Below are 23643 nucleotides of genomic sequence, written 5' to 3' on the forward strand. Positions count from 1 at the left end.
TGGCCTCTGTATCTTCACATTAACCCTCTCTTTGTGCAGTTACTCCAAGGTTTGGCCTCTGTATCTTCACATTAACCTTCTCTTCGTGTAGTTATTCCAAGGTTTTAGTCAGTATCTGTACAAAACTTAATTAATCGTTAAGTTGGCGAGAGATGACTTTCATATTTGTTGGTGGCGAAGTGTATGAGGCTTCGCCATGCGGGTTTTATTAAGAAATTTATTGTATAACTCAATTAAGTTACTCCACCGAAAGCTTCTCTAGCTATTTGGTGGATTATTTTTGTAGGCTTAACGCCACCTAAATTCTTTACTCTAATCGATAAGCCGTTGATAAAGGCGTTTGTGGAAGAATTGAAAATCCATTCCTTGCGAGTTTTTTATGCCCCAATCTTGGACAAAGGTGCTCAAGAAATATAAACAAATGAGCAAGCCCCTTATACCTACTACAAATCATTTAATTATAAAACAGTTTATCCATTCGTTTGATGGTAGTTTAGGTGGGATTAATCCTGATGTCTGTGTAACTTTTTAGGTTGACGTCAACTTAAATTCATTCTAGAATGTACCCTTTGACTTTTGGATAAAGGAGCGTTCGATAATGAGATGACTCTGAGCAAATTACCAGACATGTTTGAATGAATATAGTGGTGTTTTGTCATACTATAGTTGAGAAAATGAAAGAAAATATTTAAAGACGAAAGGTGTGAACTCTGAGTTTTTTAAACTGAAGAGGCAATCATGAAAACTAGTAAAAGCAGTTTATCCATTGTATTTTGGGTTTCATTAGGAATTGCAAGTATATTTATTTTGTGGGGAATCTTATTTCCTTCCAATGTAGAGTCTGTTCTCGGGACTATTGATAGCTTTTTAGCAAGTTATTTTGGTTGGGTATATATTATTGCAACAACTTTGTTTGTATTATTAGCCATTTTTCTTATAGTTGGCCCATTTGGTCGTATTCGTTTAGGAAGGCCAGATGAGAAGCCAGAATATAGTTACTTCACGTGGTTTGCTTTTCTATTTACAGCAGGTATGGGAGTTGGCCTTGTCTTCTTCGGAGTTTCCGAGCCTTTAACACATTATCACAATCCACCCTCAGCGAACCCGATGTCTATGGCTGCTGCTGAAGAGTCATTGCGTTACACCTTATTCCATTGGGGATTTCACCCATGGGCAACTTACGCAATTGTCGCATTGACATTAGCTTATTTTAAATTTAGACACCATGCACCTGCTTTAATAAGCTCAGCTTTAACTCCTATTCTTGGTAAAAGAACGAATGGAACATTAGGTTTCAGTGTAGATATTTTAGCCGTTTTTGTCACGATTTTCGGTATTGCAACATCACTGGGACTGGGGGCATCACAAATAACAGCTGGTCTAAGTTATACATATAATGGATTTGAAAACAATACGACCATGACTATGATTGTCATTGCTATTGTTACCGTATTATTTATTTTATCTGCCATGAGCGGTTTAGATAAAGGGATTCGTTACTTGAGCTGGGCTAATATCATTATTGCCGTCGCACTCATGCTGTTTGTGTTTGCACTTAGTTCACCTGTTCGAATTTTTGAAGGCTTTACTACTACAGTAGGTAACTATCTCCAGAATTTACCTAGTATGACTTTAGGAATGAATACATTTACAGGGGAAAGAGAATTTCTCAATGATTGGACGCTTTTCTACTGGTCATGGTGGATTGGGTGGTCTACATTTGTCGGGACATTTATTGCCCGTGTCTCACGTGGAAGAACAATAAGAGAATTTGTATTGGGTGTCATGGCTGTTCCAGTAGTATTTAGTGCCCTATGGTTTGCTATTTTTGGAATAGCAGGTATTGATTTAGACAATGCTTATTCTGGAGCTTTATATCAAATCATACTTGACCAAGGAAATGAAGTGGCCTTATTCGCTTTCTTAGAGCAATACCCATTTAGTCCCTTAATACTCGGAATTGCTATTTTGTTAATATCATCATTCTTTATCACATCAGCCGATTCCGCTACATTCGTGCTTGGTATGCTAACAACAGGCGGACGATTAAATCCTCAAGTAAAAGTCAAGGTAATATGGGGATTAATTCTTTCAGGGACTGCATCTGTTCTTTTACTTTCAGGCGGGTTACAAGCATTAGAAATGGCCATGTTAATCGCTGCTTTCCCTTTTACCTTCGTTGTCATCTTAATGATGGTCTCATTGTTAAAAGCCCTGAGTAGTGAATACGATATTCTACGCTTAGAATTAAAACACAAAGAGTGGGGAAAGCCATATCAAGAAGAATCCAAAGAAGAATTAAAAGTGATGAAAGAGGAATTCGAATCTACGATGCCTGAAGAAATTGTAGATGAGGCAATGAAAGACCAAACAAACCATGAACGTTAAAGCTTGTCATAGAACCTTCCCTTTGGGTAGGTTCTATTTTTCGAGGAGAGCTATATAACTGTTGAAGACATTCGCCCTTTTTATCGCTTGGATTACATCAATACTAAGCAATATTGGGAGTAGTTGAAACGACCTTCACTTATAAAATGTATTGTTGGCAAACTTGACCAATTTGTTGCGAATAGGCTATCCTTTTTATGTATTGTAAAATTGACTAACGAAATAGAGCTTAACAATGATCCTTCCATCAAACACTAAGCTTCTCGTATTTTAAGATAAAATGACAAAATTCGGTTTTGTTACTCACTACCATGTAACCAAAAGCCCAAAATAGCCTTTAAACCTATTAATATTCCTCATAAATACTATACACATACAAAACCCATATGGCGAAGCCCAGTTCACATCACATCGCCAACAATCATATTGAGAACCTTTAGATTCCTAATCTTAATAAGGAAGAATCGATCTGCATAAAGGAAGGAGGACACAACTTGAACATGAATATCTTTATTATTGAAGATGACCCCCTTATTTTAGAGGCGTTAAATGAAGGATTAAGCCAGTGGTCATATCAGGTAAGTAGTCCAAGCGATTTTTCTTTGGTTATGGAGGCCTTTGTAGCAAATCGCCCCCACTTAGTCATCATTGATATACAGCTCCCTAAATTTGATGGCTTCCATTGGTGCAGAGAAATACGTGCTATTTCAAAAGTACCCATCCTCTTTCTCTCCTCAAGAGATCATCCGATGGATATCGTGATGGCCATGAATTTAGGGGCAGACGATTACGTCCAAAAACCTTTTCATATGGATGTTCTTCTCGCCAAAATTAGGGCGATTCTACGGAGAACGTATACATATGAAGAAGCTTCAGCTGATGTGATTGAATGGAATCAAGCGATGATCGACTTAAAAAAAGGAGAAATCCATAAAGATGGAACAACGATAGAACTAACTAAAAATGAATTTTTTATTCTTTCAATATTAATAAAATCAAATAATGAGATTGTTTCACGTCACGAATTGATGAGAATACTTTGGGATGATGATCAATTTATAAATGACAATACATTAACTGCTAACATTACACGGCTACGCCAAAAGCTTTCCGCTCTTCAATTAGCCGATGCAATCGTCACAAAAAAAGGGCTTGGATACATGTCCATTACACTATAGGAGGGTCAAAATTGGTCATTGATTATCTAGTTTACAAAAAAAGTTGGCTCGGTCTCCTGGCGACACTCCTTCTATTAACAAACACGCTCATCCTAATTGATGCAGGCATTCGTGTTGAGTCCCTTTCAATGATTTATTTAAATGGGCTGTTCCTAACAGTCTGTATTATTTTTTTTGTTTGGAGGTACAAAAAAGAAACCGCCTATTATAAATCTTTGCTTACCGTTTTTAACGACCTAAGCGATGATTGGTTTCAAAGCATACCACCTCCAAATCAATCGTTTCCTGACCATTACTTATATAAAATTTTTCAATCCATTGATGAGCAAGAGCAAAACAAACGTCGTGAGGACCACTTCTCTCAACAGATGGGCCATAATGATCTTGCTTCCTGGGTGCACGAAATGAAAACGCCACTTACGGCGATGAAAATAACCATTGATGCTTACCCGTCGAATGAGTTAGCTCAAAGGCTTCAAACCAATTGGCTAAAGTTACATATCTTACTTGACCAGCAGCTTTATATGTCACGATTAGCCACTTTAGACGCGGACCTGTTGCCAGAGAAGCTAGAAGTAGACGCTTTGTTAAAAGAAGAAATTCGTCAGCTAGCTACCTGGTGTATGGAAAAAAATCTAGCGGTGGAGCTATCAGGAAACACAAAAATTACCGTATATACGGATAAAAAGTGGTGCGGGTTTGTCATGCGTCAACTTCTCACAAATGCCATTAAATACAGCCCGGCAAATGGAACAATTGTCATTCATATTCATTCAGATGATAACGATTCCGTTTTTGTAAATGTGACAGATCAGGGACCTGGTATTCAAGCACATGATCTCCCCCGAATTTTTGACCGAGGCTTTACAGGAGAAAACGGACGCATTCAACATAACGCTACCGGAATGGGGCTTTACCTTGCTCGAGAAATAAGCAAGAAGTTACATATTCAACTTCATGTTACTTCGGCTATAGGTGATGGCACATCCGTTTCCATGAGTTTTACTCGAACGAATTCATTTGAACAGATTAGACGATCCATGTTATAAAATTACGAAAAAAGTAGTCAGGCCTTATTCATTGTCTGCCTACTTTTTATTTGCCTAGGTGACAAAAATATCACATTAAACGTCATTTTATCATGTAAAGCGTACGACCTAGAATTGAAACAGAACTATACTATGTGTATACAAACAAGATAGGAGTGTACGGAATGATGAATCAAAAGAAACTTAAAACCATTTTAAATGCTGAAGGTGTAAGTAAATCCTATGGTTCCAAGGGCCATGTTCAAAAAGTCTTAAATGGTATAGACCTTCGTGTCATGGAAGGTGAATTTGTGGGTATCATGGGACCTTCAGGTTCAGGTAAAACGACTCTTCTAAATACGCTGGCAACAATTGATCGTGCCTCAGATGGTCAAATTTTTATACATGATCATGAAATTTCGAGCATGAAAGACAGCCAGCTTTCGAATGTACGCCGCCAGCATTTAGGATTCATTTTTCAGGACTATAATTTACTCGATACATTAACGGTAAAAGAAAATATATTGTTACCTGTCTCACTAACAAAAATAAGTAAAAGTCAGGCGGTGGAAGAATTTAACGCCATCGCAGAGATGTTAGGAATTAAGGAACTAGCGAATAAGTACCCTTCTGAAATTTCGGGCGGTCAGAAACAAAGAACCTCTGCAGCTAGAGCGTTAATTCATTCACCATCACTTGTATTTGCTGATGAGCCTACTGGTGCCCTTGATTCAAAAGCAGCCTCCAATTTATTAGAAAATTTACATGACATTAATCAATCGCGGCAAGTCACTATCGTGATGGTTACCCATGACCCTTTGGCCTCTAGCTATTGCAACCGTGTCGTCTTTCTAAAAGATGGAAGAATTTTTTCTGAATTATACCGGGGAGAGAAAACGAGAGAAGCCTTCTTTAAGGATATTCTTGATATGCAAGCCGTTCTTGGAGGAGGCAACCAAAAATGAACACACGGAAATTAGTGATCCGCAGTATGCGAAAAAACATCAAAATGTATTACCTTTATTTCTTCGCGATGATTTTCAGCATCAGTTTGTATTTTATCTTTTCCACTCTACAAAATGATCCGATGATTATCGAGATGAATCAAGCTAGCATGAACTTTGCAACAAGCTTTCAAGTGGCAGGAATTTTACTCATTCTGATTACCATTGTGTTCACGATGTATGCTACAAACATTTTCATTAGACGGCGTAGTCAAGAAATAGGCATGTATCAATTAATAGGCTTATCCAAGGCTTGGGTCGCTAGAGTACTCATCTTAGAACATACGATTCTTGGTCTAGGAGCTTTATTAATTGGCATGCTAGTTGGAGCTGTACTAGCACGACTTTTTCTTTTGCTGTTTATGAATCTTATAGGATTAGAAGCTATGATTGGTCTAACTTTTTCTGGTCAAGCAGTTATTCAGACTATGGCTGTTTTTGCTTGCCTGATTGCTGCGACATCGTTACAAATTATGATCACGGTTTATCGAAGTACACTCCTACAATTATTTCAAGCAAATAATCAACATGATCACTTTGTCAAACGTCCAAGTATCGTTAGCGGCATTTTAGGGTTCACAGGATTAGGTCTAATAGGATTTGGTTATTATGTGTCTACTTTAATCGTAGACCATGCCGATTTACTGATGTTCCTCATGTTAGCAGTCCTAGTCAGTACCATACTCGGAACCTATTTAGTCTTCCATACGACCATAAGCTGGCTCTTATATGTCTTTCGTAAAAAGAAAAATGGAAATCTTGGCTTGTATAATAGCCTTTCGATAGCACCATTAATGCATAGAATGAAAGGTCACGCCAATTCATTAACCTTAATAACGGTATTATCTGCGATGACGATTACGATGATTTCACTTTCCTATTCCTTATACTATTCGACCGAAAACGATGTGAGATTGGCGATGCCCTTTGATTTTGCCGTGGAAAACATGCAAGAGGAAGCCACTGTCATATCAAACATGTTAGAAGCAGAACAAATTGATTTTGAGCATTACCAACTAGATGCGATCCGATTTGACGGTGCATGGGTGGAGCAGGATTCAACTGCAGATAATCGTCACAGAACCTTTATGCTTTTCTCAGCCACTCAGTTAGTGGAGGCAGGCTTAGACGTTCAGAGTCCTCCATTTGGTGAAGCCATCTATTATAATACGCGGGCCATTATCGAAGGAAACGACATTTCCTTCCCCAAAGACGTACAGTACGCATCAGACAATGAAACAAATCAGCTGATAGTCTCTCAATTTTTGCTTGACAATGTAATGAATTACAGATTTTATGGTGAACAATTACTTGTTTCTCATGAGACCTTTGAAAGTATGAAAAACAACATTCAGGAAAATGAATATAAAGAAACTTTGAGCTTTGATGTGTTTCATGTCTTGGATACCGAACAATCAGATATTGCCTCTAGCATTTTTCTAATGAATGTAGACGATGACATGTATATCACTGACTTTTATACCGCTTACGAGGAATCTCGACAAACATTCGGCCTGCTCATTTTCATCGCTGGTATTTTAGGTTTTGTTTTTATCCTTTCAACAGGAAGTATTTTATATTTCAAACAAATGACAGAGGCAGAACAAGAAAAAACACATTATAAGACTTTGCGACAACTTGGATTTCAAGTGAACGATATCATGAAAGGCATTATCCGTAAACAGCTGTTTGTTTTTTTAATCCCGTTAGGAATTGGCTTAATTCACGCTGCTTTTGCTCTAAACGTCGGTTCTGTTCTCATCGCTGCAAGTATGCTCACGCCCATTATCATTAGTATGGCAGCCTATATCATCATCTACTTAGTCTTTGCAGCACTCACCATCCAATACTACAGAAGCATTGTCAAAAGTGCTTTATAGAAAGGAATATCTGTATATGAAAAAAGCGATAATCTCCATTCTCATTCTTATTGTAATCATAGGAAGCCTTTACGTTCTTTTTCGCGAGACATTCGACCGATTCAACCCATTCATTTCCGAAGACTATATTTATGTGGAAGTTCAAGATGAAGATGAACCTAAAGACGATAACGGAAGATTCACGTATGATTTGAAAGGAATAAACGAAAACAAAGAAACAAAACGTGTCGTATTTAGCACCAGTACACAGCTCGAACCAGGTACATTCATAAGAGTGCTCGCAAAAGGAATGTACGCGATAGAATATACATTGATAAGTGAGGATGACATGCCTTAGAAGATATGACTAGTAAGGTGTTTTAAACATGACAACTCATTTTACTAGTAAAACACTCACCACTTAAAACTTTATATGCTCACTATTAGAAAGTCGACTTCTCTCAGGAATCGACTTTCTTATATCACATACTCTTGCTACTATTACTTTTTAATTTCCTTTTTGAACTTTTTTCCTCTTTAAAACATTCAAAACACTTTCTAATTGTTGCTTCACTCATATTCTAAACCACTTTAATCATTATATGAAAGATAGTCTGTTAGAATGTAATACTTAGTGTCTTGATTACAATTCAAAAGAAACCCATGATCATCCATCCATACAGCAATCAATAAAAACACTTTTGAAGACCCCAGTAAAGAAATCGGTAATACCCATCACGAGAGATGACCAAAGTACATAAAAATTAACCAATACTCTACTTTGATAGTTGACAGAATCACTCCACTCTTTAGTACTACCTTGAATTTATTGTAAGAACAATTAAATAACGCGAGATTCCGAAAAGCCGAAATCCCACGTCATGATTGGTGTTGCGTATGATGGAGCATAGCGGGCTCGAACCGCTGACCTCTTCGCTGCCAGCGAAGCGCTCTCCCAGCTGAGCTAATGCCCCGTATGTTGCATCTAGATGCAATGTTATGTACAAAATTATTATAGAAGTTTTGAGCCTTTTGTGCAACTATTAATTTAACCTAAAAGCAAGCCGAGCCCCCACCAAGCCAATGCCGCAATGACCCCTATAAAGGCCGAGGCTAAAATAAGTTCTTTTTTTAATTTCTTTTCTTTCACAAAATCAAATAATGTCCACCCTACAAAAACTGTAAAACCAAAAACAATTGCATCAACCATCAACTTTTCCTCCCCGTTCGCACTTAAACCATTGTAGCAGATATCGCTTTTTAAATCCAAGTCGACTTAACGGGGTTTATATAGAGTGGATACCATGATTAAACTTTTCTCATTTCAACCTTAATAGGAAAGCTTCTCGCACCTATGACTCCTATCCTATCAAACCAATCACTACGATCAATGACAGAAAAAATCTGAGTACCTTCCTCTAAAGAAGTTGCAGATAAATCTTCCGTAAAATCTACAGTTTTGTTTCCTGTTTTTATATAATTCGCTTTTGTTTTCTTTGAAGATTCTTTTACCCCACAAGTACACGATACAATTTTCTCTTTACATTGATATAAAATAAGTATTGCACCGCTAAATAGCCAAACGAAATCGCAAAAAAGTAAGAACTCACGATAGGTGTTCGGAAAAAGCCACCCATATCATAAACCATCGCTGTTACATATAAGAAGGCTAGTATGAGGCCCACAGCAGTGGGTGTAAAAAAGATAATTCGTAATTCACTTCGTACAGCTCTTTTTAATTCTGTCCCTGTCATGCCAACTAGTTTTAATTTCTCGTACTTATTCTTTTCACGATCAGCCTCATAAAGAATATTCAAATAAAGTAACATAAACGAGGCAATGAAAAAGATCACACTCAGACAGGCAACGACCATAAAGGTTAACTGATCCGTAGTGCTTGTATCGTTGATTGATTTTGCCTGAATCATATATAAATCAGAATTACTCCTATCTGATAGTTCCGATGGTTCCCCATTTTGCCTGCGCTTTTCTAAGTGCGCTTCCAACTGCTTGGCCCCTACTGCCGTCTCCTGCCAGTCGTCAACATTTAACATATGTACGTGGACGACCTCACCATCAAATCCTCTGACCAATTCATTAAATGTCTTTTCATTCACCACATAAAGCTCATAGAAAAAGTTTAATACACGCCCCGCATATTCGTCTTGCTTCACAAATTGAAAGTTTTCCCCATCACCCTCCATCGTAAAGTCACCTTGGAAGTTGATATCCTCTTGATTCAAATCAATCTGATCATTAACAAAAAGTACATAAGCGTGCTCTTCTAAATCTAGTTTAATGCCCGTTAATTGATAAAAATCGCTTTCCTTCATAAATCGAAATGTATCTATCCACTGACTAGATAACTTCTCATACGTAAAGACAGAAACCGACTCATGCTCTGTTACCTCATTTTGTTCACCCTCGATTAACCCGTACAACCAATCATGTGGTGGTGAACCTTGATAGGTAAACGCAATATCAAAAGGATTAAGCTCAAAATGATTGGTCTCATTCATTTTGGCTTGAGATAACATCACCGTACTATAAATGACGGTAATCATAATCATCATTGACACAAGCATCATCACAGACGTTAGCTGTTTAAACTTATAATCTAGACTTGAGATCATCATCAGCCTTTTATAATAAAAATCATTATTTTTTTTCGAAAATCGAATGACTAGACTCATCACTTGATTAAATACCAAATATAGTCCTATAAAGGTCAGCATCGCCCATAAGTAAATAAAATCACCTACACCACTCGCATAGACCCCGTACATACCTACAATCGATATCACAATAAATACGAAACCAAGTGCACCTAAAGCAGGGCTACGAAAAACATGAGACTCTTTTATTTGGTCACTACGCAAATGCTCAATAATATTCTTTTTCGCAATGAAATAAAGCGAGCTTGTAACGGCCAGAGAAAAAATAACAAGATATACAATAAGAGCGGTAAGATACATGGAAGGCTGAAGCTGGAAAAAGACATCTTCCATTTTTGTCATTTGAATAAAGCTAACAAAAAATAAATAGGCTGTAGCTGTTCCGAGTAAAAGACCCGTCATAATCGATGCTACAGCGACAAGTGCATGTTCAATCAGAACAAGTTTGAACACATCGCGATTTGTCATTCCTAAGCTGACAAATAGACCAAGCTCTTTTTTTCTTTTTTTCATAAATAACTGGTTGGCATAATGAATAAAAAAAATGGAGAAAAAGGCCATAGCAACAAGTGGCAATGCTAATATGAGGGAGATACTCTTAGCCTCTGGACCTGTTAATGCTTGTATTTGCTCATTCAGAAACAAACTAGCAAACAGAAAAAAGAATAACACCATAAAGCTATTACACAAATAATAAAAGAGGTATTTCTGATAATTATGTCTAACCATCTTCATAACGACTTGATTAAAAGACATGGTGTCCGCCCCCTAGACGTGCAAGGTTATCAATAATAGCTGCTAAAAACTCCTTTCGTTCTCCATGACTAGTAATCTCTGAATCAATTTCACCGTCTTTGATAAAGACAACTCTTTGACAATAGCTAGCCGCAAACACATCATGAGTAACGAGTAAAACCGTCGTACCCAATTGTTTGACGACCTTCTCAAAGCAATCCATAATCACCGCGGAGGATTTTGAATCAAGATTACCTGTCGGTTCATCAGCAAAAATAATGTCCGGTTCATTCATTAAAGCTCTACTAATTGCTGTTCTTTGCTTTTGTCCACCTGAGATATGGTAGGGATATTTATCTAGAATCATTTCAATCCCAAAGAGCTTCGCTATATGATCCGTTCTTTCTTCTATCTCGAACGCATGCTTCTTTTCTAAAATCATCGGCAACATGATATTTTCTTTCACGGTAAGACTATCAATTAATTGAAACTCTTGAAAAACGAAACCTAATTCTCTCCTACGAAACAATGCTAATTCATCATTGCCCATCGCACTTAGTTCTTTTCCATTAATAAAGACGGTACCTGATGTTGCATCATCAATACCACTCATTACATGGAGTAAAGTTGTTTTTCCACTCCCAGATGGACCCATAATTGCAACAAACTCACCCTTGTTTACAGTTAAACTGACTTGATGCAAAGCTTTTGTTGCCTGTTCTTCACCTTGCTCTCCATAGATTTTATCTAGGTCTTCCACTTCAAGAGTTCTCATTCCGACACACCCTCATCCTTAACTGTCCTTTCATAAATTTTACCAGTTATCCACTTAAATCCTCACTGATATTTAAGACTTTTCTGTGTATTTTGCAGAGTCTTACATCGGATCACATGCCGCTACAACTATTACTAAAAACGTAAACAGAAACAAAATCATAGTTATCGCAGATGTTCCAATAGCAATAAGGCGATTATTGGACAACTCCTTATAACTCATAAAAGCACCAAGCCCCGTCAGTAAACACCACATCGGTATAAAAATCAAATCCGAAATACTTGTCGGCAGTGTTGCGTAGAATCCACTAAAAAAAGCCAAAAGATGTAGCAGTAAAGCTGAAAAGAAAATAAATGTCCAATTGTACGGTCTCTGAGCCGGAAGCTTTCCAGAGACAAGTGTATAGACCACTATAAAACCGCATGATATGACCACGATTACAGCGACTAAAGATAAAACCATTGTCAAGCTCACCTAACCACTCCTATCAAAATATGATTAGGTATTATCATAAAACAATATTTATTGTTTTTCAATAAATAAATATTAAATAAAAATAAAAAAACACCTTTAGTGGTGTTTTTTTAATGCAATAATGTTAACTCAAGCTCCGAAATTAGATTTTGAGCAACGGACATGTATTTGGAAGGAACCTCTGCGTCCTTGTTGGTCGGTGCTTGGAATTGATTGACAGAACTTACTAACACGCCACTTCCTGGTGTATCATCATTGTCTATTCCGCTTTGATATTCATGAGCTAATAAAAATGGCTGACCTAATTCAACAGAAACTCCACGCTGGTCTAAATCACCATCTACCGCTTTAAAAGGAAGCCTTAAAAATATATATTGGTCCTGCTGGTCAATTTTATAGTCAAAATAGCCATGATCATAATCCCAATTACCACCAATACTATACCCCAATGGCTTCAGTTCATCCTCCAAATATTTCAGCTTGAATTGTTGGCCTTCAATTCGAGTTGGCAATGCTAACATATCCTTCACCCTTTCAAAGTTATCGCTATCGTTAGCATACCACCACTTATTTTAATTATGCTTCCACGATGTTCTATTTACTTTTTGTTGTCGTCACCCTCTTTTTGCGACAATTTGCACAGCTAGAAAAAACCTCGTGCCCTAAACACGAGGTTTCCATTCATTATTTTAAACGCTTTTCCAATTCTGCTTTTTCTGCTTCAAATCCAGGCTTGCCTAGTAAAGCAAACATATTTTTCTTGTAGGCTTCAACCCCAGGCTGATCGAATGGGTTGACTCCTAATAAGTAACCACTGATTCCTACTGCTTTTTCAAAGAAATAAACTAAATAACCGAAATGATATTCGTTAAGCTCAGGAATATTGACAATTAAATTAGGAACATCTCCATCCGTATGAGCAAGCATTGTACCTTGGAATGCTTTTTTATTAACAAAATCCATCGTTTCACCAGCCAGATAATTTAAGCCATCTAAATCACTAGCGGCTTCTTCAATTGTTATATGCTCACGAACATTTTCTACATTTAAGACCGTTTCAAATAAATGACGACGTCCCTCTTGAATATATTGACCCATAGAGTGAAGATCGGTTGAAAAGTCAACAGAGGCTGGGAATAAGCCTTTATGATCCTTTCCTTCACTTTCACCAAAGAGTTGTTTCCACCATTCAGAAACAAAATGGAGCGATGGTTCATAATTCACCATTAACTCGATTGCTTTTCCGCGAGAGTATAAAATATTACGTACTGCTGCATATTGATAAGCTTGGTTTTCGGCTAAGTTAGGGTTATTAAAGTCTTGACTAGCATCTGCCGCACCCTTCATCATCGCTTCGATATCAAGTCCAGCTACAGCAATCGGTAGTAAACCAACAGCCGTTAAGACGGAGAACCTGCCACCAACATCATCTGGAATAACAAAGGATTCATAGCCCTCATCATTAGCAACTGTTTTTAAAGCACCTTTTTCTCGATCCGTTGTCGCATAAATACGATGTCTCGCTTCTTCTTTTCCGTATTTCTTTTCTAAGTAATCGCGGAAGACACGGAAGGCAATGGCAGGCTCTGTCGTTGTTCCCGATTTTGAAATGACATTGACAGAAACATCTTTGCCTTCGATAACAGATAATAGATCTCTCATATAGTTTGAGCTAATATTGTTCCCAACAAAAAAGACTTGAGGCGTTTTACGCTCTTCTTTATCTAAGACATTATAGAAAGAATGAGTTAGGGCATCAATGGCCGCTCGTGCCCCTAAGTATGACCCTCCAATCCCAATCACGATCAGTACATCTGAATCATTTTTGATTTTATCTGCTGCTTTTTGAATACGGGTAAATTCTTCCCGATCGTAATTAGTTGGTAAGTCAATCCAACCAACGTAGTCATTCCCTGCACCTGTTCCTTTGTGCAAGGCATCGTGTGCAGCTGTTACTGCGTTTTGTAAATAATCAATTTCGTGCTGACTAAAAAATGGTAAAGCTTTTGTATAGTCAAACTGTACTTTTTTCATGAAAAATCCTCCTCTAATTTTAAACGTTGTGGCTAACTGAACTGTTACGTCCCCACAAACAACCTTTTCTAAAGAGCTGCAGTTAAGATTTTTTCGACGTCTGCTGATTCAAGAGATTTAAAATTGCCAAATGCACCTCTTGCTCCTGCAATTTCAGCCATTTTTTTCACTTGACTTGCATCAATATTGTAATCAACGAGACGATTTGGAGCACCTAGGCTCGTCCAGAATTCAGAAAGCTTTTGAATACCTTCTAAAGCAACCTCTTCGTCTGATTTCCCTTCTGTCTCAACTCCGAACACGCGCGTAGCAAGTTGTACGTGACGCTCAATACGTTCATTTAAGCTATTACGTAACCAATGAGGAAAAATAATCGCTAATCCACCTGCATGAGGGATATCATATACGGCGGAGACGGCATGTTCAATATTATGAGATCCCCAGTCTCCACGAGCTCCCATTTGTGTAATCCCATTTAGAGCCATTGTTCCACAGTATAATACCGTCTCACGCGCTTCGATATTTTGTAAATCCTCTACAAGTGTAGGAGCTGTTTCTTTAACTGTTAACAAAATCGACTCACAGATACGGTCTTGTAAAGGTGTGTTTGTCGTATGGTGGAAATAAGCTTCAAGCACATGGCTCATCATATCAACAATTCCATATATCGTTTGATCCTTTGGAACAGATAAGGTATTAACAGGGTCGAGAATGGAGAATGTCGGAAACACATATGGACTTCCCCAGCCAACTTTTTGCTCTGTTTCCCAATTCGTAATAACCGATCCTGAATTCATTTCCGAACCAGTTGCTGCTAAGGTCAAAATGGTTCCAAAAGGAAGGGCTTCTTTTGCATGGGTATTTTTGATAATAATATCCCAAACATCACCATCATATTTAGCCCCTGCTGCAATAGCCTTTGTTGCATCAATCACACTGCCTCCACCGACAGCCAAGATGAAGTCAATTTTTTCTTTTTTACAAAGTTCAATTCCTTTATGTACAGTTGTTAATCTTGGATTAGGTTCAACCCCAGCTAACTCATAAACCTCTTTATTAGCTTGATTTAATTGGTTCACAACTTGATCATATAATCCGTTCTTTTTGATACTACCTCCACCATAAACAAGCAAAACCTTATCGCCGTAAAGGCTCATTTCATTCACTAATTCTGATGTTTGTTCTTGCCCAAATATTAACTTGGTTGGATTTCTGAAAACAAATGAATCCATTTATAAGTCACTCCTTCTTTTGGTTAAACTAACAATCCGTGGATAAATATCTTAACACTAATTGATGTATGACTTTATTCTATTATTCCCGAAAAGCGTCAACGCGTAAAGGCTTTTCTCAATTTTTTTACATTATTGACACGCTCTCATTTTAACTTTTTTCCTTAATAACTTCAAAGCTGTAGCCTCCATCATTAGGAGATATGTTCCTGTATATTATTCGTTAACTAACCTCATCCTAAACACAAAGCATCACTTTTGTATGCTTAAATTCCGAAGAAGGAGGTGATTTAGGATGAGTGGTTTACAACGAACAGCCCTAACCTTAGCAATTATCGGAGCGATTAACTGGGGGCTTATTGGTTTTTTTCGATTTGATTTAGTCGCTGCCATTTTCGGAGGACAAGCAGCTGTTATTTCAAGAGTTATTTATGCTATAGTTGGTTTAGCTGGATTATATTGTATCTCCCTTTTATTTAAGCCATCAGAAGAAATAGAACGAGTACCCGAAATTGAATAATATGGATTACGTATAAAAAATAAAGCACCTCAATGAGCATTCACTCATTAGGTGCTTTATTTTTAGTACTTATTTTTTAGCTCTTTTATTTAAGTCAGCTTGAATTTCATTTGATTGCTTTAACCACTCTTTTAATTTATCTTCAAGAGTATTGAAGCCTTGTTGAGATTTTTGCTGTTGAGCTTGTGGCTTACGTGCTCCGCCACCACCTTGGTTGCTTGGACGAGGTTTACGTGCTGGACGCTCAGGCGCCTCTTGTGTAGCACGGATAGATAAAGAAACTTTACCAGTTCCCTCATCAATTGACATGATTTTTACCTTTACTTCATCTCCTACAGTTAAGACATCGTTAATATCTTTAACAAAACCATGTGCTACTTCAGAAATGTGTACTAAACCTTGTTTTTCTTCGTCAATGGCAACGAAAGCACCAAATGGTTTAATTCCTGTAACTTTACCCTCGATGATACTTCCAACTTCATAGTTTGACATTTACATACAACTCCTAAATAATTTTTAACCTTTTAATATTAACATAGGATCTACGAATAAGCAAAAATATGTCTCAGGAGAAAAAATGTCCAATAATCGCTTGTTACAAGGCTTTCACACCGATTGTAAGGAATTAGTAATTTTTCCATTGATCATTTTTTATCGTAGTTAAGGATATTTTTAGTTTTAATCGTTATGCTTCATTTTTATTTAGATATAAAGAGCCTTGACTCACATTTACTTCTGATATCGTTGCCCCTAACTCACGCTCATATTTAGCTAACTTGTATTCGTCTTTTTGGGCAATCAACGATAGGACTATTCCGTCTTTCCCCATTCGTCCAGTACGACCAGCACGATGTAAATAACTATTTGGATCTGAAGCAGGGTCTAGTTGGATAATATGTGTGACATCATCAACGTCCAACCCTCGTGATGCAACATCTGTAGCAATCAATACGTGTACGTCACCATCACGGAATTGTTTTAATGCTCTTTCTCTTTCCTGCTTGTTCTGTTCGGATGAAAGAGCTGCAACTTTTATACCGCGGTAATCAAGCTTATCAAAAGTTTCATTCAAGCGCTCAAGCTGGTTCACAAACACAATCCCTTTTTTGATATTATCTGCGTGGATGATTTTCCGTGCCGTATCAATGCGATTACGTTCCTCTACTTTGATATAATAATGATCGACATTCTCTACTAAAAGATTGCCTTCGGATTCTAACTGAACAATAAAAGGAGCAAAGTCCTGAACCATCTCATGAAAACCAGGAGGAATTGTCGCTGATACAAATAAATATTGACGCTCACGTCCAACCCGCTTGGCGATACGCGTAAAGTTTTTCCATGCTTCATCCTCTGCGACCATTCGGTCCGCCTCGTCTATCGCAACTATTTCCACTTCATGTACTTTTAATTTTTTTCTATCAATCAACTCAAGAATTCTTCCTGGAGTGCCAATTGCAATTTGTGGTTTTTCTTTTTTTAATTTATCAAGCTGTCTATTAATGTTTGCGCCGCCGATAAAAGCACCTAATTTAATTCCGGTTCCAGCTGTTAAGGTTCTTGTTACATCTACAATTTGCATCGCAAGTTCTTGGGTAGGAGCTACCACTAATGCTTGCAAACCCTTTTTTTCCGATTGAATCTTACTTAAAAGCGGCAAAAGAAAAGCTAATGTTTTTCCCGTACCGGTTTGTGAACGAGCAACAATATCTTGTCCTTCCAAAGCTTCTGGAATCATTTTTTGTTGAATCTCGGTTAATTGCTCAATTCCCATTTCCTTTAATGCTGCTAATATGCCTTCTGATAATACATTACTTTTTAAAATATCTGTCATTCTGTCCACCCTTTTGCTTCTTCTACTTTCTTTAAAACCAGTACATCTTGATCAGAGATTGTAAATAATTGATTTAAAAACTCCGTTTGAAAAGAGCCAATTCCCTTTTCTTTCGTCTCCTGATAGGCTTTTTCTGAAGCAATATTAAAACTCGCAATTCCGTCGACAATCGCTTCTATAAATTCTTCTTCCTTGGCAACCGCTAAAAAGCTTGCGATATATGCTCCTAGTAAGCAACCTGTCCCAACGACCTTCGTTAACCAAGAATGGCCATTTTTTAATTTGAAATTCTTGGAATGACCATCACTTACATAGTCAACTTCTCCTGTGACAACCGTCAGACAGCGAAAAAGCCGAGATGCTTCACTAGCTAATTGATCGAATTCACCGTTAACCGCCCCATCGACTCCTTTCACCTGAACATCTTGTCCAACTAAAGAAGAGATTTCACCTGCATTACCGCGCAAAACGGTGACTTGAACTTCTTCTAAAATTCGTTTGGCTGACTCGGTTCTTAATGTCGTAGCTCCTGCCCCAACTGGGTCTAAAACGACCGGTACACCGTGTTTATTGGCAGATTTACCAGCGAGAATCATCGCCTCTACCTGTTCTTCACTTAGAGTTCCTATATTTAATAGTACGGCACCTGCCACCTTAGCCATGTCCGCGACTTCTTCTTTCGCATAGGCCATAACAGGTGAAGCTCCAATTGCGAGTAGACCATTGGCAGTAAAATTGGTGACAACTACATTGGTCATGGAATGAATTAAAGGCTGCTCTTGCCTAATTCTTTCTATATACATCCTCTCACATCCTCATTTTAATCTTATTCAAAGCTTACCTTGTTTCTTTTTTAAAAACAATTAAATCAATTTTCTAATATCATGTAGTTTCGTAACTATTGCCTGAGGAAGTGGACGATTAGTCTTTAACATGTCAGTTGCTCTTTGTCATGGCGGGAGTAAATGCTCGAATACGCCTCATCATGTCACTTACTCTTGGTCAAGGACGCTGTAACTACACGATTAACCCTTTTCATGTCAGTTACTCCCCACAATGGTCACAGTATCTACACGATTAGCCCCCTTCATGTCTGTTACTCCCCACAATGGTCACAGTATCTACACGATTAGCCTTTTTCATGTCAGTTACTCGCCATCAAGACCGGAGTAACTACACGATTAGCACTTTTCATGTCAGTTACTCCCCACAATGGTCACAGTAACTACACGATTAGCACTTTTCATGTCTGTTACTCTTCATCGCTGCGGGAAATGACCAGCCTCGACCTACTTAGGACGTAATAATATATTAAATGTGCATCAAGGTAATGGTTCTAGAATCAAGCTATTCCATACATTTTTTTATGAACCGAGTATAATATTCGGAATACTGTCAATACTTATGACTAGTAACGTATTCCCCCTTTAGAGAACATGAGCTACCCGCTTATGTTCTTTTTTTATCTACCTAAACCCATTATTCAGAAGTATAATCGTTATCAAACGACGAACGGAACTGTTATCAGCTAACAGTTCCGTCACCATTCATTCATTTTGATATTTTTTAACAAAGCGCTCCATTCGCTTAACAGATTCCTGTAAGTTTTCCATGGAAGTTGCATACGAACAGCGAATATGTCCTTCTCCTCCTGCTCCAAACACATTTCCGGGAACAACAGCAACTCGCTCTTCATATAAAAGTTTTTCAGCAAATTCTTCTGAGCTCAATCCCGTAGAGCGAATCGATGGAAATGCATAAAAAGCTCCCCCCGGCACATGGCAGTCTAATCCTATTTCAGAAAAGGACTTCACGAAGAAATTACGTCTTTGCTTATATGACTGCTTCATTCGCTCGACATCGTCCATGCCATTTTGTAATGCCTCTAGTGCTCCGTATTGAGCCATTGTCGGTGCACACATTAAACTATACTGATGTATCTTTAACATCGCTGCAAGGATATCTTTTGGAGCCATCACAAACCCTAGTCGCCATCCAGTCATCGCAAAAGCCTTAGAAAATCCATTAATTAAAATCGTTCGCTCTTTCATCCCTTTTAAAGCCGCAAAGCTTATATGCTGATAATCATAACTTAATTCAGCGTATATCTCATCAGAAAAAACGAGTAAATCATGTTTTTCTACTAATTCTGCAATTCCCTTATAATCTTCTTCTAACATAATAGCTCCTGTTGGATTATTGGGAAAACTGATGATTAGCGCTTTTGTTCTTTCCGTTATCGCTGCCTGAATTTGTTCTGCCGAAACTTTGAAATCATCCTCTATATGTGTACCAACTGAAATAGGTACCCCGCCAGCCATAGCAATCAAGGGTGCATATGATACAAAACCTGGCTCAACGACAATCACTTCGTCACCTTCATCTAAAATGGCTCGACAACCTACATCAATCCCCTCACTCGCTCCAACTGTAACTAGAATTTCTTCCTCTGGATCGTACTCAACTTGAAAACGTTGACTCATGTATATAGAAATCGCTTCACGTAGTTCTAAAATCCCTGCATTGGCTGAGTAGGCAGTAAAGCCCCTTTCCATGGAAGAAATACTCGCCTCACGAACACTCCACGGTGTAATGAAGTCAGGTTCGCCAACACCTAAAGAAATGATATTATCCATTTTTGATGCCAAGTCAAAAAAGCGACGAATACCAGAAGGCTGTATACTTTGCACTCTGGACGACAATCTTTGCTTCTTATTAATATTTACGTGTGTCATGGTGTCACCACAATTCTTCTATCTTCTTCCCCTTCTTCAAATACAATGCCATCATGTTTATATTTTTTCAGCTGAAAATGTGTAGTTGTTGACAAGACAGAGTCAATGGAAGAAAGCTTTTCAGATACAAATCGAGCAATTTCATGCATTGTCTTGCCTTCGATTACAACTTGCAGATCATAGGCACCAGACATTAAGTACAAGGCTTTTACTTCGGGGAAACGATAAATACGTTCTGCTACTTCATCAAAACCTACGCCACGTTTTGGAGCAACTTTTACGTCAATCATTGCTGTGACGGGTTCTGCTTGCTGTATTTTACTCCAATCAATCACTGCTGAGTAATTAAGAATAATTTTATTTTTTTCTAACTTACGTAAAATTTCTTCGACCTCATTTTCGTTCAAGTTAATCATCTTCGCTAACGTATTAAAGTCAATTCGGGCATCTTCTTCTATAATTTTTAAGACCTCTAGCTCTTTTTCTGTCATATTCTCCACTACTCCTTCCATACATGGTCATATGGATTCTTCATTTTATTTTACCTATCATACCATATTCGTCGGACTGAATTAATCCTCTTTTTTGAATATTTTTTCGTTTTGTTTTTGATAAAAGTTTACTGGCGGCTGGTTTCACTGCTTCATTTAAAAAAAGCTTGAGTAAACCCGAGCAAACGTGGAATCTCGGGGTTGCAGTCGGAAAAAGCGGGAGTAAACCCGAGCAAGCGTGGAATCTCGGGGTTGCAGGAGGAAAAAGCAGGAGTAAACCCGAGCAAACGTGGAATCTCGGGGTTGCAGGATGAAAAAGCAGGAGGAAACCCGAGCAAACGCTGAATCTCGGGGTTGCGGTCGGAAAAAGCGGGAGTAAACCCGAGCAAACGCTGAATCTCGGGGTTGCGGTCGGAAAAAGCAGGAGGAAACCCGAGCAAACGTGGAATCTCGGTTTAGCCTTTTTCGTGTGTGCAGTTACTCACCTTCTTCCCTCGAGTATTTCATTTACTCCCTATTAACGACCAGTTTTATCGCTTCATTGCCCCATATTTTCACTTACTCCGCATTGGCCGTCGGTTTCACTGCTTCATTGCCGCAAAACCACTTTCATGACTTTCATATTTGTCCTTAACTTGATGGATTTTCGTTTAATTTGGTTGTTTTTTTATTCGGTGGCTTTTGATTCACTTTGTTTTTGTTCTTATTCATTTTTATCATTTTTGTAAGGATGTTTTTTTGAACTTGAGAATTAGCAGTACCCAGCGGACGAAAATATGCGGAGACTCCCGCGGGAAATAGTAGCCTTCTGAAATCCACTGGCTGTGCCAGGTCAGCGCCGCAGGTCGCAGAGCATAATTTTCGGTAGCAGCGAGCAACGCACCATGTTCGCACTAACTTCAAACAAAAATACATCTATCGAAGTTCGTATAGTTTGAGCGCATCAGTGGGAAATCTATGGGGTGGATGTTACATTTACATAAGGAGGAGGTATTGATATGGTTACCAATGCGATTAAAAATCATAAAACCGCTTTATTAATTATTGATATGATTAACGATCTAGACTTTCACGAAGGCAAGCAATTACTCACATATGCCCTTCCCGCCGCAAAAGCGATCAAATCATTAAAAGTAGAAGTGAAAAAACAAGGGATTCCAGTCATATACATCAATGATAATTATGGGCAATGGCAGTCTGACTTCCGTTCTCTCGTTACGCATTGTAAGGATGGTGACTCTCTAGGGGCACCGCTCGCTCAACTACTGGAACCAGATGAAGATGATTATTTTGTTTTAAAACCCCAGTTCTCTGCTTTTTTTGGCACACCATTGAACATATTACTCGAGCACCTTGGTATTGATACGTTAATTCTTACAGGGGTTGCTGGCAATATGTGTGTACAATTTAGCGCCAACGATGCTTACATGTTCCATTATCACCTTTTCACGCCGTCTGATTGCATCGCCTCCATAAACAAAGAGGAAAATGAACAAGCACTGAAAACAATGAAACAGGTTAATAAAGCTGATATTAGACCTTCAACTGACTATCATTTTCCACTTCAATCAAATAAAAAACTGTCATGAAGGTATTAGAATACCGACATGACAGCTGCACGTTTATGAAGCAAAAACTTGTTTTAATGAATCTTTATCGTGGGACAACCAATATTTCATTAGCTTTTTTGCCCCGTCTAAATCATGGAGCTTCGCTTGCCCACATTGTTTTTCTGTTGCTGCTGGAACTTCCTCAATTTCAAGTGAATAATGCATCGTTTTCTCTAGAACATCAATGATCTCATCAACAGATGGATCACCATTCATAATAAGATAAAATCCCGTTTGACACCCCATTGGTGATAAATCAATCACATCAAAATGATGATAATCTTCGGCAAAGCGACGAATGTTGAGTGCTAATAGATGCTCCATCGTATGAATAACATCGGGCTTCATCGATTGCTTATTTGGTTGCGAAAAGCGGATATCGAATTTATTGACAACGCCATCCGTTCCAATTTTATGAGTACCGCAAGGACGTACATAGGGTGCTTTGACAATCGTATGATCTAATTCAAAACTTTCAACTGTAGGCATACTCTCACTCCTCATTTTCAATCTATCATCTAGTATATCTAGAAATCAGTGATGATGTCGAGTCATAAAGATAGACTACTTCCGAGCTGTCATTTCCTCTTTTTTAATCTCATGCTGTTTTGCAAACATCCGAACTCTTCCAGAGAAATGCTCAGGCACAAAACGGTGCAGCCTAATTCGCTTTCCATCCTTTTTCTTAATAAAAATAACATGCCTTCGAATTAAGTCAACAAATTGAATCAGTTCAATCTCTTGAGCGGTTGCCTTCTTTTCAAAAAGTTTAAAAGACAATATTTTCACTTCAAGACGAATTTCATTTTCAGAAAAAAACAACTCATAATGAATCATCATCGCTGCCGCAAAAACAAACAATAATCCGTATGCAACATAGGAAAGACTTGACTCAAGTAAGTACGCATACGATAAAGTAATAACAAATAAAAGAATCCACAATAATTTCGGTTCACGTGCTGTATAATGATCTTGCATAATGCCTCCATATTTTTTATTCTTATTTACTAAGCTTATGGTAACATATTTTTACGAAGATCGTTTACTGTTAACCCTTTTACGGGAAGGATA

The 23643-nt window shown here is 38.0% G+C and carries 23 protein-coding genes and 1 tRNA gene; 8 read left to right on the plus strand and 16 right to left on the minus strand.

All coding sequences use genetic code 11. The annotated features are described in order from the left end of the window. The first annotated feature begins 738 nt into the window (after nt 1-738). The 6 genes from PQ479_RS17570 to PQ479_RS17595 all read left to right on the plus strand — a co-directional run bounded on the left by PQ479_RS17570 (nt 739) and on the right by PQ479_RS17595 (nt 7815). Nucleotides 739-2388 (plus strand): BCCT family transporter, encoded by a 1650-nt coding sequence (locus tag PQ479_RS17570; RefSeq protein ID WP_047987419.1) that lies wholly within the window; start codon nt 739-741, stop codon nt 2386-2388. Between the two features lie 500 nt (nt 2389-2888). Next, complete coding sequence (locus tag PQ479_RS17575; RefSeq protein ID WP_273717136.1) at nt 2889-3566, plus strand: response regulator transcription factor; 678 nt, start codon at nt 2889-2891, stop codon at nt 3564-3566. 11 nt (nt 3567-3577) lie between these two features. Then, nucleotides 3578-4615, plus strand: coding sequence for a sensor histidine kinase (locus tag PQ479_RS17580; protein ID WP_047987417.1), 1038 nt, complete (start codon nt 3578-3580; stop codon nt 4613-4615). Between the two features lie 164 nt (nt 4616-4779). Beyond that, on the plus strand, nt 4780-5559 hold the full coding sequence (locus PQ479_RS17585; protein ID WP_047987416.1) for an ABC transporter ATP-binding protein: 780 nt from the start codon (nt 4780-4782) through the stop codon (nt 5557-5559). Continuing rightward, on the plus strand, nt 5556-7478 hold the full coding sequence (locus tag PQ479_RS17590) for an FtsX-like permease family protein (RefSeq protein WP_047987415.1): 1923 nt from the start codon (nt 5556-5558) through the stop codon (nt 7476-7478). Before PQ479_RS17585 ends, PQ479_RS17590 begins: the two co-directional genes overlap by 4 nt. Before the next feature lie 16 nt (nt 7479-7494). Beyond that, the gene (locus tag PQ479_RS17595) at nt 7495-7815 is read left to right on the plus strand and encodes a YxeA family protein (protein ID WP_047987414.1); all 321 of its coding nucleotides are present in this window, start codon (nt 7495-7497) and stop codon (nt 7813-7815) included. A 543-nt stretch (nt 7816-8358) separates the two neighbouring features. Here the strand turns inward: PQ479_RS17595 and PQ479_RS17600 are convergent. The 8 genes from PQ479_RS17600 to PQ479_RS17635 all read right to left on the minus strand — a co-directional run bounded on the left by PQ479_RS17600 (nt 8359) and on the right by PQ479_RS17635 (nt 15382). After that, nucleotides 8359-8431: transfer RNA gene (locus tag PQ479_RS17600), tRNA-Ala, on the minus strand. Between the two features lie 74 nt (nt 8432-8505). After that, a complete protein-coding gene (locus PQ479_RS17605; RefSeq protein ID WP_273717128.1) occupies nt 8506-8667 on the minus strand; it encodes a hypothetical protein in 162 nt (53 codons plus the stop codon). Between the two features lie 298 nt (nt 8668-8965). Next, nucleotides 8966-10888, minus strand: coding sequence for an ABC transporter permease (locus tag PQ479_RS17610; protein ID WP_047987413.1), 1923 nt, complete (start codon nt 10886-10888; stop codon nt 8966-8968). Further along, entirely contained in the window at nt 10878-11642 is a 765-nt protein-coding gene (locus tag PQ479_RS17615) for an ABC transporter ATP-binding protein (RefSeq protein WP_047987412.1), read from the minus strand. The genes PQ479_RS17610 and PQ479_RS17615 overlap by 11 nt, the downstream gene beginning before the upstream one ends. A 102-nt stretch (nt 11643-11744) precedes the next feature. After that, entirely contained in the window at nt 11745-12116 is a 372-nt protein-coding gene (locus PQ479_RS17620) for a hypothetical protein (RefSeq protein WP_273717129.1), read from the minus strand. A 110-nt stretch (nt 12117-12226) separates the two neighbouring features. Continuing rightward, on the minus strand, nt 12227-12637 hold the full coding sequence (locus PQ479_RS17625) for a YugN-like family protein (protein ID WP_047987410.1): 411 nt from the start codon (nt 12635-12637) through the stop codon (nt 12227-12229). 163 nt (nt 12638-12800) lie between these two features. Next, entirely contained in the window at nt 12801-14150 is a 1350-nt protein-coding gene (locus PQ479_RS17630; RefSeq protein ID WP_047987409.1) for a glucose-6-phosphate isomerase, read from the minus strand. A gap of 68 nt (nt 14151-14218) precedes the next feature. Beyond that, on the minus strand, nt 14219-15382 hold the full coding sequence (locus tag PQ479_RS17635; protein ID WP_047987408.1) for an iron-containing alcohol dehydrogenase: 1164 nt from the start codon (nt 15380-15382) through the stop codon (nt 14219-14221). Between the two features lie 295 nt (nt 15383-15677). On the opposite strand from PQ479_RS17635, the gene PQ479_RS17640 reads away from it, so the two are divergent. Further along, entirely contained in the window at nt 15678-15902 is a 225-nt protein-coding gene (locus PQ479_RS17640) for a DUF378 domain-containing protein (protein ID WP_047987407.1), read from the plus strand. A 69-nt stretch (nt 15903-15971) separates the two neighbouring features. Here the strand turns inward: PQ479_RS17640 and yugI are convergent, their stop codons facing one another. The 6 genes from yugI to PQ479_RS17670 all read right to left on the minus strand — a co-directional run bounded on the left by yugI (nt 15972) and on the right by PQ479_RS17670 (nt 21402). Continuing rightward, nucleotides 15972-16394: a S1 domain-containing post-transcriptional regulator GSP13 gene (gene yugI, locus PQ479_RS17645; protein ID WP_047987406.1), complete on the minus strand. Its 423-nt coding sequence runs from the start codon at nt 16392-16394 to the stop codon at nt 15972-15974. A gap of 193 nt (nt 16395-16587) precedes the next feature. Continuing rightward, entirely contained in the window at nt 16588-17736 is a 1149-nt protein-coding gene (locus tag PQ479_RS17650) for a DEAD/DEAH box helicase (RefSeq protein WP_047987405.1), read from the minus strand. After that, nucleotides 17733-18539 (minus strand): hydroxyethylthiazole kinase, encoded by an 807-nt coding sequence (gene thiM, locus PQ479_RS17655; RefSeq protein WP_047987404.1) that lies wholly within the window; start codon nt 18537-18539, stop codon nt 17733-17735. The genes PQ479_RS17650 and thiM overlap by 4 nt, the downstream gene beginning before the upstream one ends. A 744-nt stretch (nt 18540-19283) precedes the next feature. Then, nucleotides 19284-20471 (minus strand): aminotransferase, encoded by a 1188-nt coding sequence (locus PQ479_RS17660; protein ID WP_047987403.1) that lies wholly within the window; start codon nt 20469-20471, stop codon nt 19284-19286. After that, nucleotides 20468-20962 carry an Lrp/AsnC family transcriptional regulator gene (locus tag PQ479_RS17665; protein ID WP_047987402.1) on the minus strand — a complete coding sequence of 165 codons (495 nt, stop codon included), beginning with the start codon at nt 20960-20962 and terminating at the stop codon, nt 20468-20470. Before PQ479_RS17665 ends, PQ479_RS17660 begins: the two co-directional genes overlap by 4 nt. 152 nt (nt 20963-21114) lie before the next feature. Next, nucleotides 21115-21402, minus strand: coding sequence for a hypothetical protein (locus tag PQ479_RS17670; RefSeq protein ID WP_273717130.1), 288 nt, complete (start codon nt 21400-21402; stop codon nt 21115-21117). A 558-nt stretch (nt 21403-21960) separates the two neighbouring features. Here PQ479_RS17670 and PQ479_RS17675 point away from each other — a divergent pair. After that, nucleotides 21961-22551, plus strand: a complete 591-nt coding sequence (locus PQ479_RS17675) for a cysteine hydrolase family protein (protein WP_053070303.1) — start codon at nt 21961-21963, stop codon at nt 22549-22551. 33 nt (nt 22552-22584) lie between these two features. Here PQ479_RS17675 and PQ479_RS17680 read toward each other — a convergent pair whose 3' ends face one another. Together PQ479_RS17680 and PQ479_RS17685 are read right to left on the minus strand one after the other, a co-directional pair. Next, nucleotides 22585-23061: an S-ribosylhomocysteine lyase gene (locus PQ479_RS17680; protein WP_047987401.1), complete on the minus strand. Its 477-nt coding sequence runs from the start codon at nt 23059-23061 to the stop codon at nt 22585-22587. 75 nt (nt 23062-23136) lie between these two features. Then, nucleotides 23137-23550, minus strand: a complete 414-nt coding sequence (locus PQ479_RS17685; RefSeq protein ID WP_047987400.1) for a hypothetical protein — start codon at nt 23548-23550, stop codon at nt 23137-23139. Nucleotides 23551-23643 lie beyond the last annotated feature (93 nt).

This window comes from Alkalihalobacillus pseudalcaliphilus (genome assembly GCF_028610675.1).
Taxonomy (GTDB): domain Bacteria; phylum Bacillota; class Bacilli; order Bacillales; family Bacillaceae_D; genus Alkalihalobacillus; species Alkalihalobacillus pseudalcaliphilus.

Coding starts and splice junctions, on each gene's coding strand:
- PQ479_RS17570 (WP_047987419.1), top strand. CDS start 739: ATGAAAACTAGTAAAAGCAGTTTATCCATTGTATTTTGGGTTTCATTA.
- PQ479_RS17575 (WP_273717136.1), top strand. CDS start 2,889: ATGAATATCTTTATTATTGAAGATGACCCCCTTATTTTAGAGGCGTTA.
- PQ479_RS17585 (WP_047987416.1), top strand. CDS start 4,780: ATGATGAATCAAAAGAAACTTAAAACCATTTTAAATGCTGAAGGTGTA.
- PQ479_RS17590 (WP_047987415.1), top strand. CDS start 5,556: ATGAACACACGGAAATTAGTGATCCGCAGTATGCGAAAAAACATCAAA.
- PQ479_RS17595 (WP_047987414.1), top strand. CDS start 7,495: ATGAAAAAAGCGATAATCTCCATTCTCATTCTTATTGTAATCATAGGA.
- PQ479_RS17605 (WP_273717128.1), bottom strand. CDS start 8,667: ATGGTTGATGCAATTGTTTTTGGTTTTACAGTTTTTGTAGGGTGGACA.
- PQ479_RS17610 (WP_047987413.1), bottom strand. CDS start 10,888: ATGTCTTTTAATCAAGTCGTTATGAAGATGGTTAGACATAATTATCAG.
- PQ479_RS17615 (WP_047987412.1), bottom strand. CDS start 11,642: ATGAGAACTCTTGAAGTGGAAGACCTAGATAAAATCTATGGAGAGCAA.
- PQ479_RS17625 (WP_047987410.1), bottom strand. CDS start 12,637: ATGTTAGCATTGCCAACTCGAATTGAAGGCCAACAATTCAAGCTGAAA.
- PQ479_RS17630 (WP_047987409.1), bottom strand. CDS start 14,150: ATGAAAAAAGTACAGTTTGACTATACAAAAGCTTTACCATTTTTTAGT.
- PQ479_RS17635 (WP_047987408.1), bottom strand. CDS start 15,382: ATGGATTCATTTGTTTTCAGAAATCCAACCAAGTTAATATTTGGGCAA.
- PQ479_RS17640 (WP_047987407.1), top strand. CDS start 15,678: ATGAGTGGTTTACAACGAACAGCCCTAACCTTAGCAATTATCGGAGCG.
- yugI (WP_047987406.1), bottom strand. CDS start 16,394: ATGTCAAACTATGAAGTTGGAAGTATCATCGAGGGTAAAGTTACAGGA.
- PQ479_RS17650 (WP_047987405.1), bottom strand. CDS start 17,736: ATGACAGATATTTTAAAAAGTAATGTATTATCAGAAGGCATATTAGCA.
- thiM (WP_047987404.1), bottom strand. CDS start 18,539: ATGTATATAGAAAGAATTAGGCAAGAGCAGCCTTTAATTCATTCCATG.
- PQ479_RS17660 (WP_047987403.1), bottom strand. CDS start 20,471: ATGACACACGTAAATATTAATAAGAAGCAAAGATTGTCGTCCAGAGTG.
- PQ479_RS17665 (WP_047987402.1), bottom strand. CDS start 20,962: ATGACAGAAAAAGAGCTAGAGGTCTTAAAAATTATAGAAGAAGATGCC.
- PQ479_RS17675 (WP_053070303.1), top strand. CDS start 21,961: ATGGTTACCAATGCGATTAAAAATCATAAAACCGCTTTATTAATTATT.
- PQ479_RS17680 (WP_047987401.1), bottom strand. CDS start 23,061: ATGCCTACAGTTGAAAGTTTTGAATTAGATCATACGATTGTCAAAGCA.
- PQ479_RS17685 (WP_047987400.1), bottom strand. CDS start 23,550: ATGCAAGATCATTATACAGCACGTGAACCGAAATTATTGTGGATTCTT.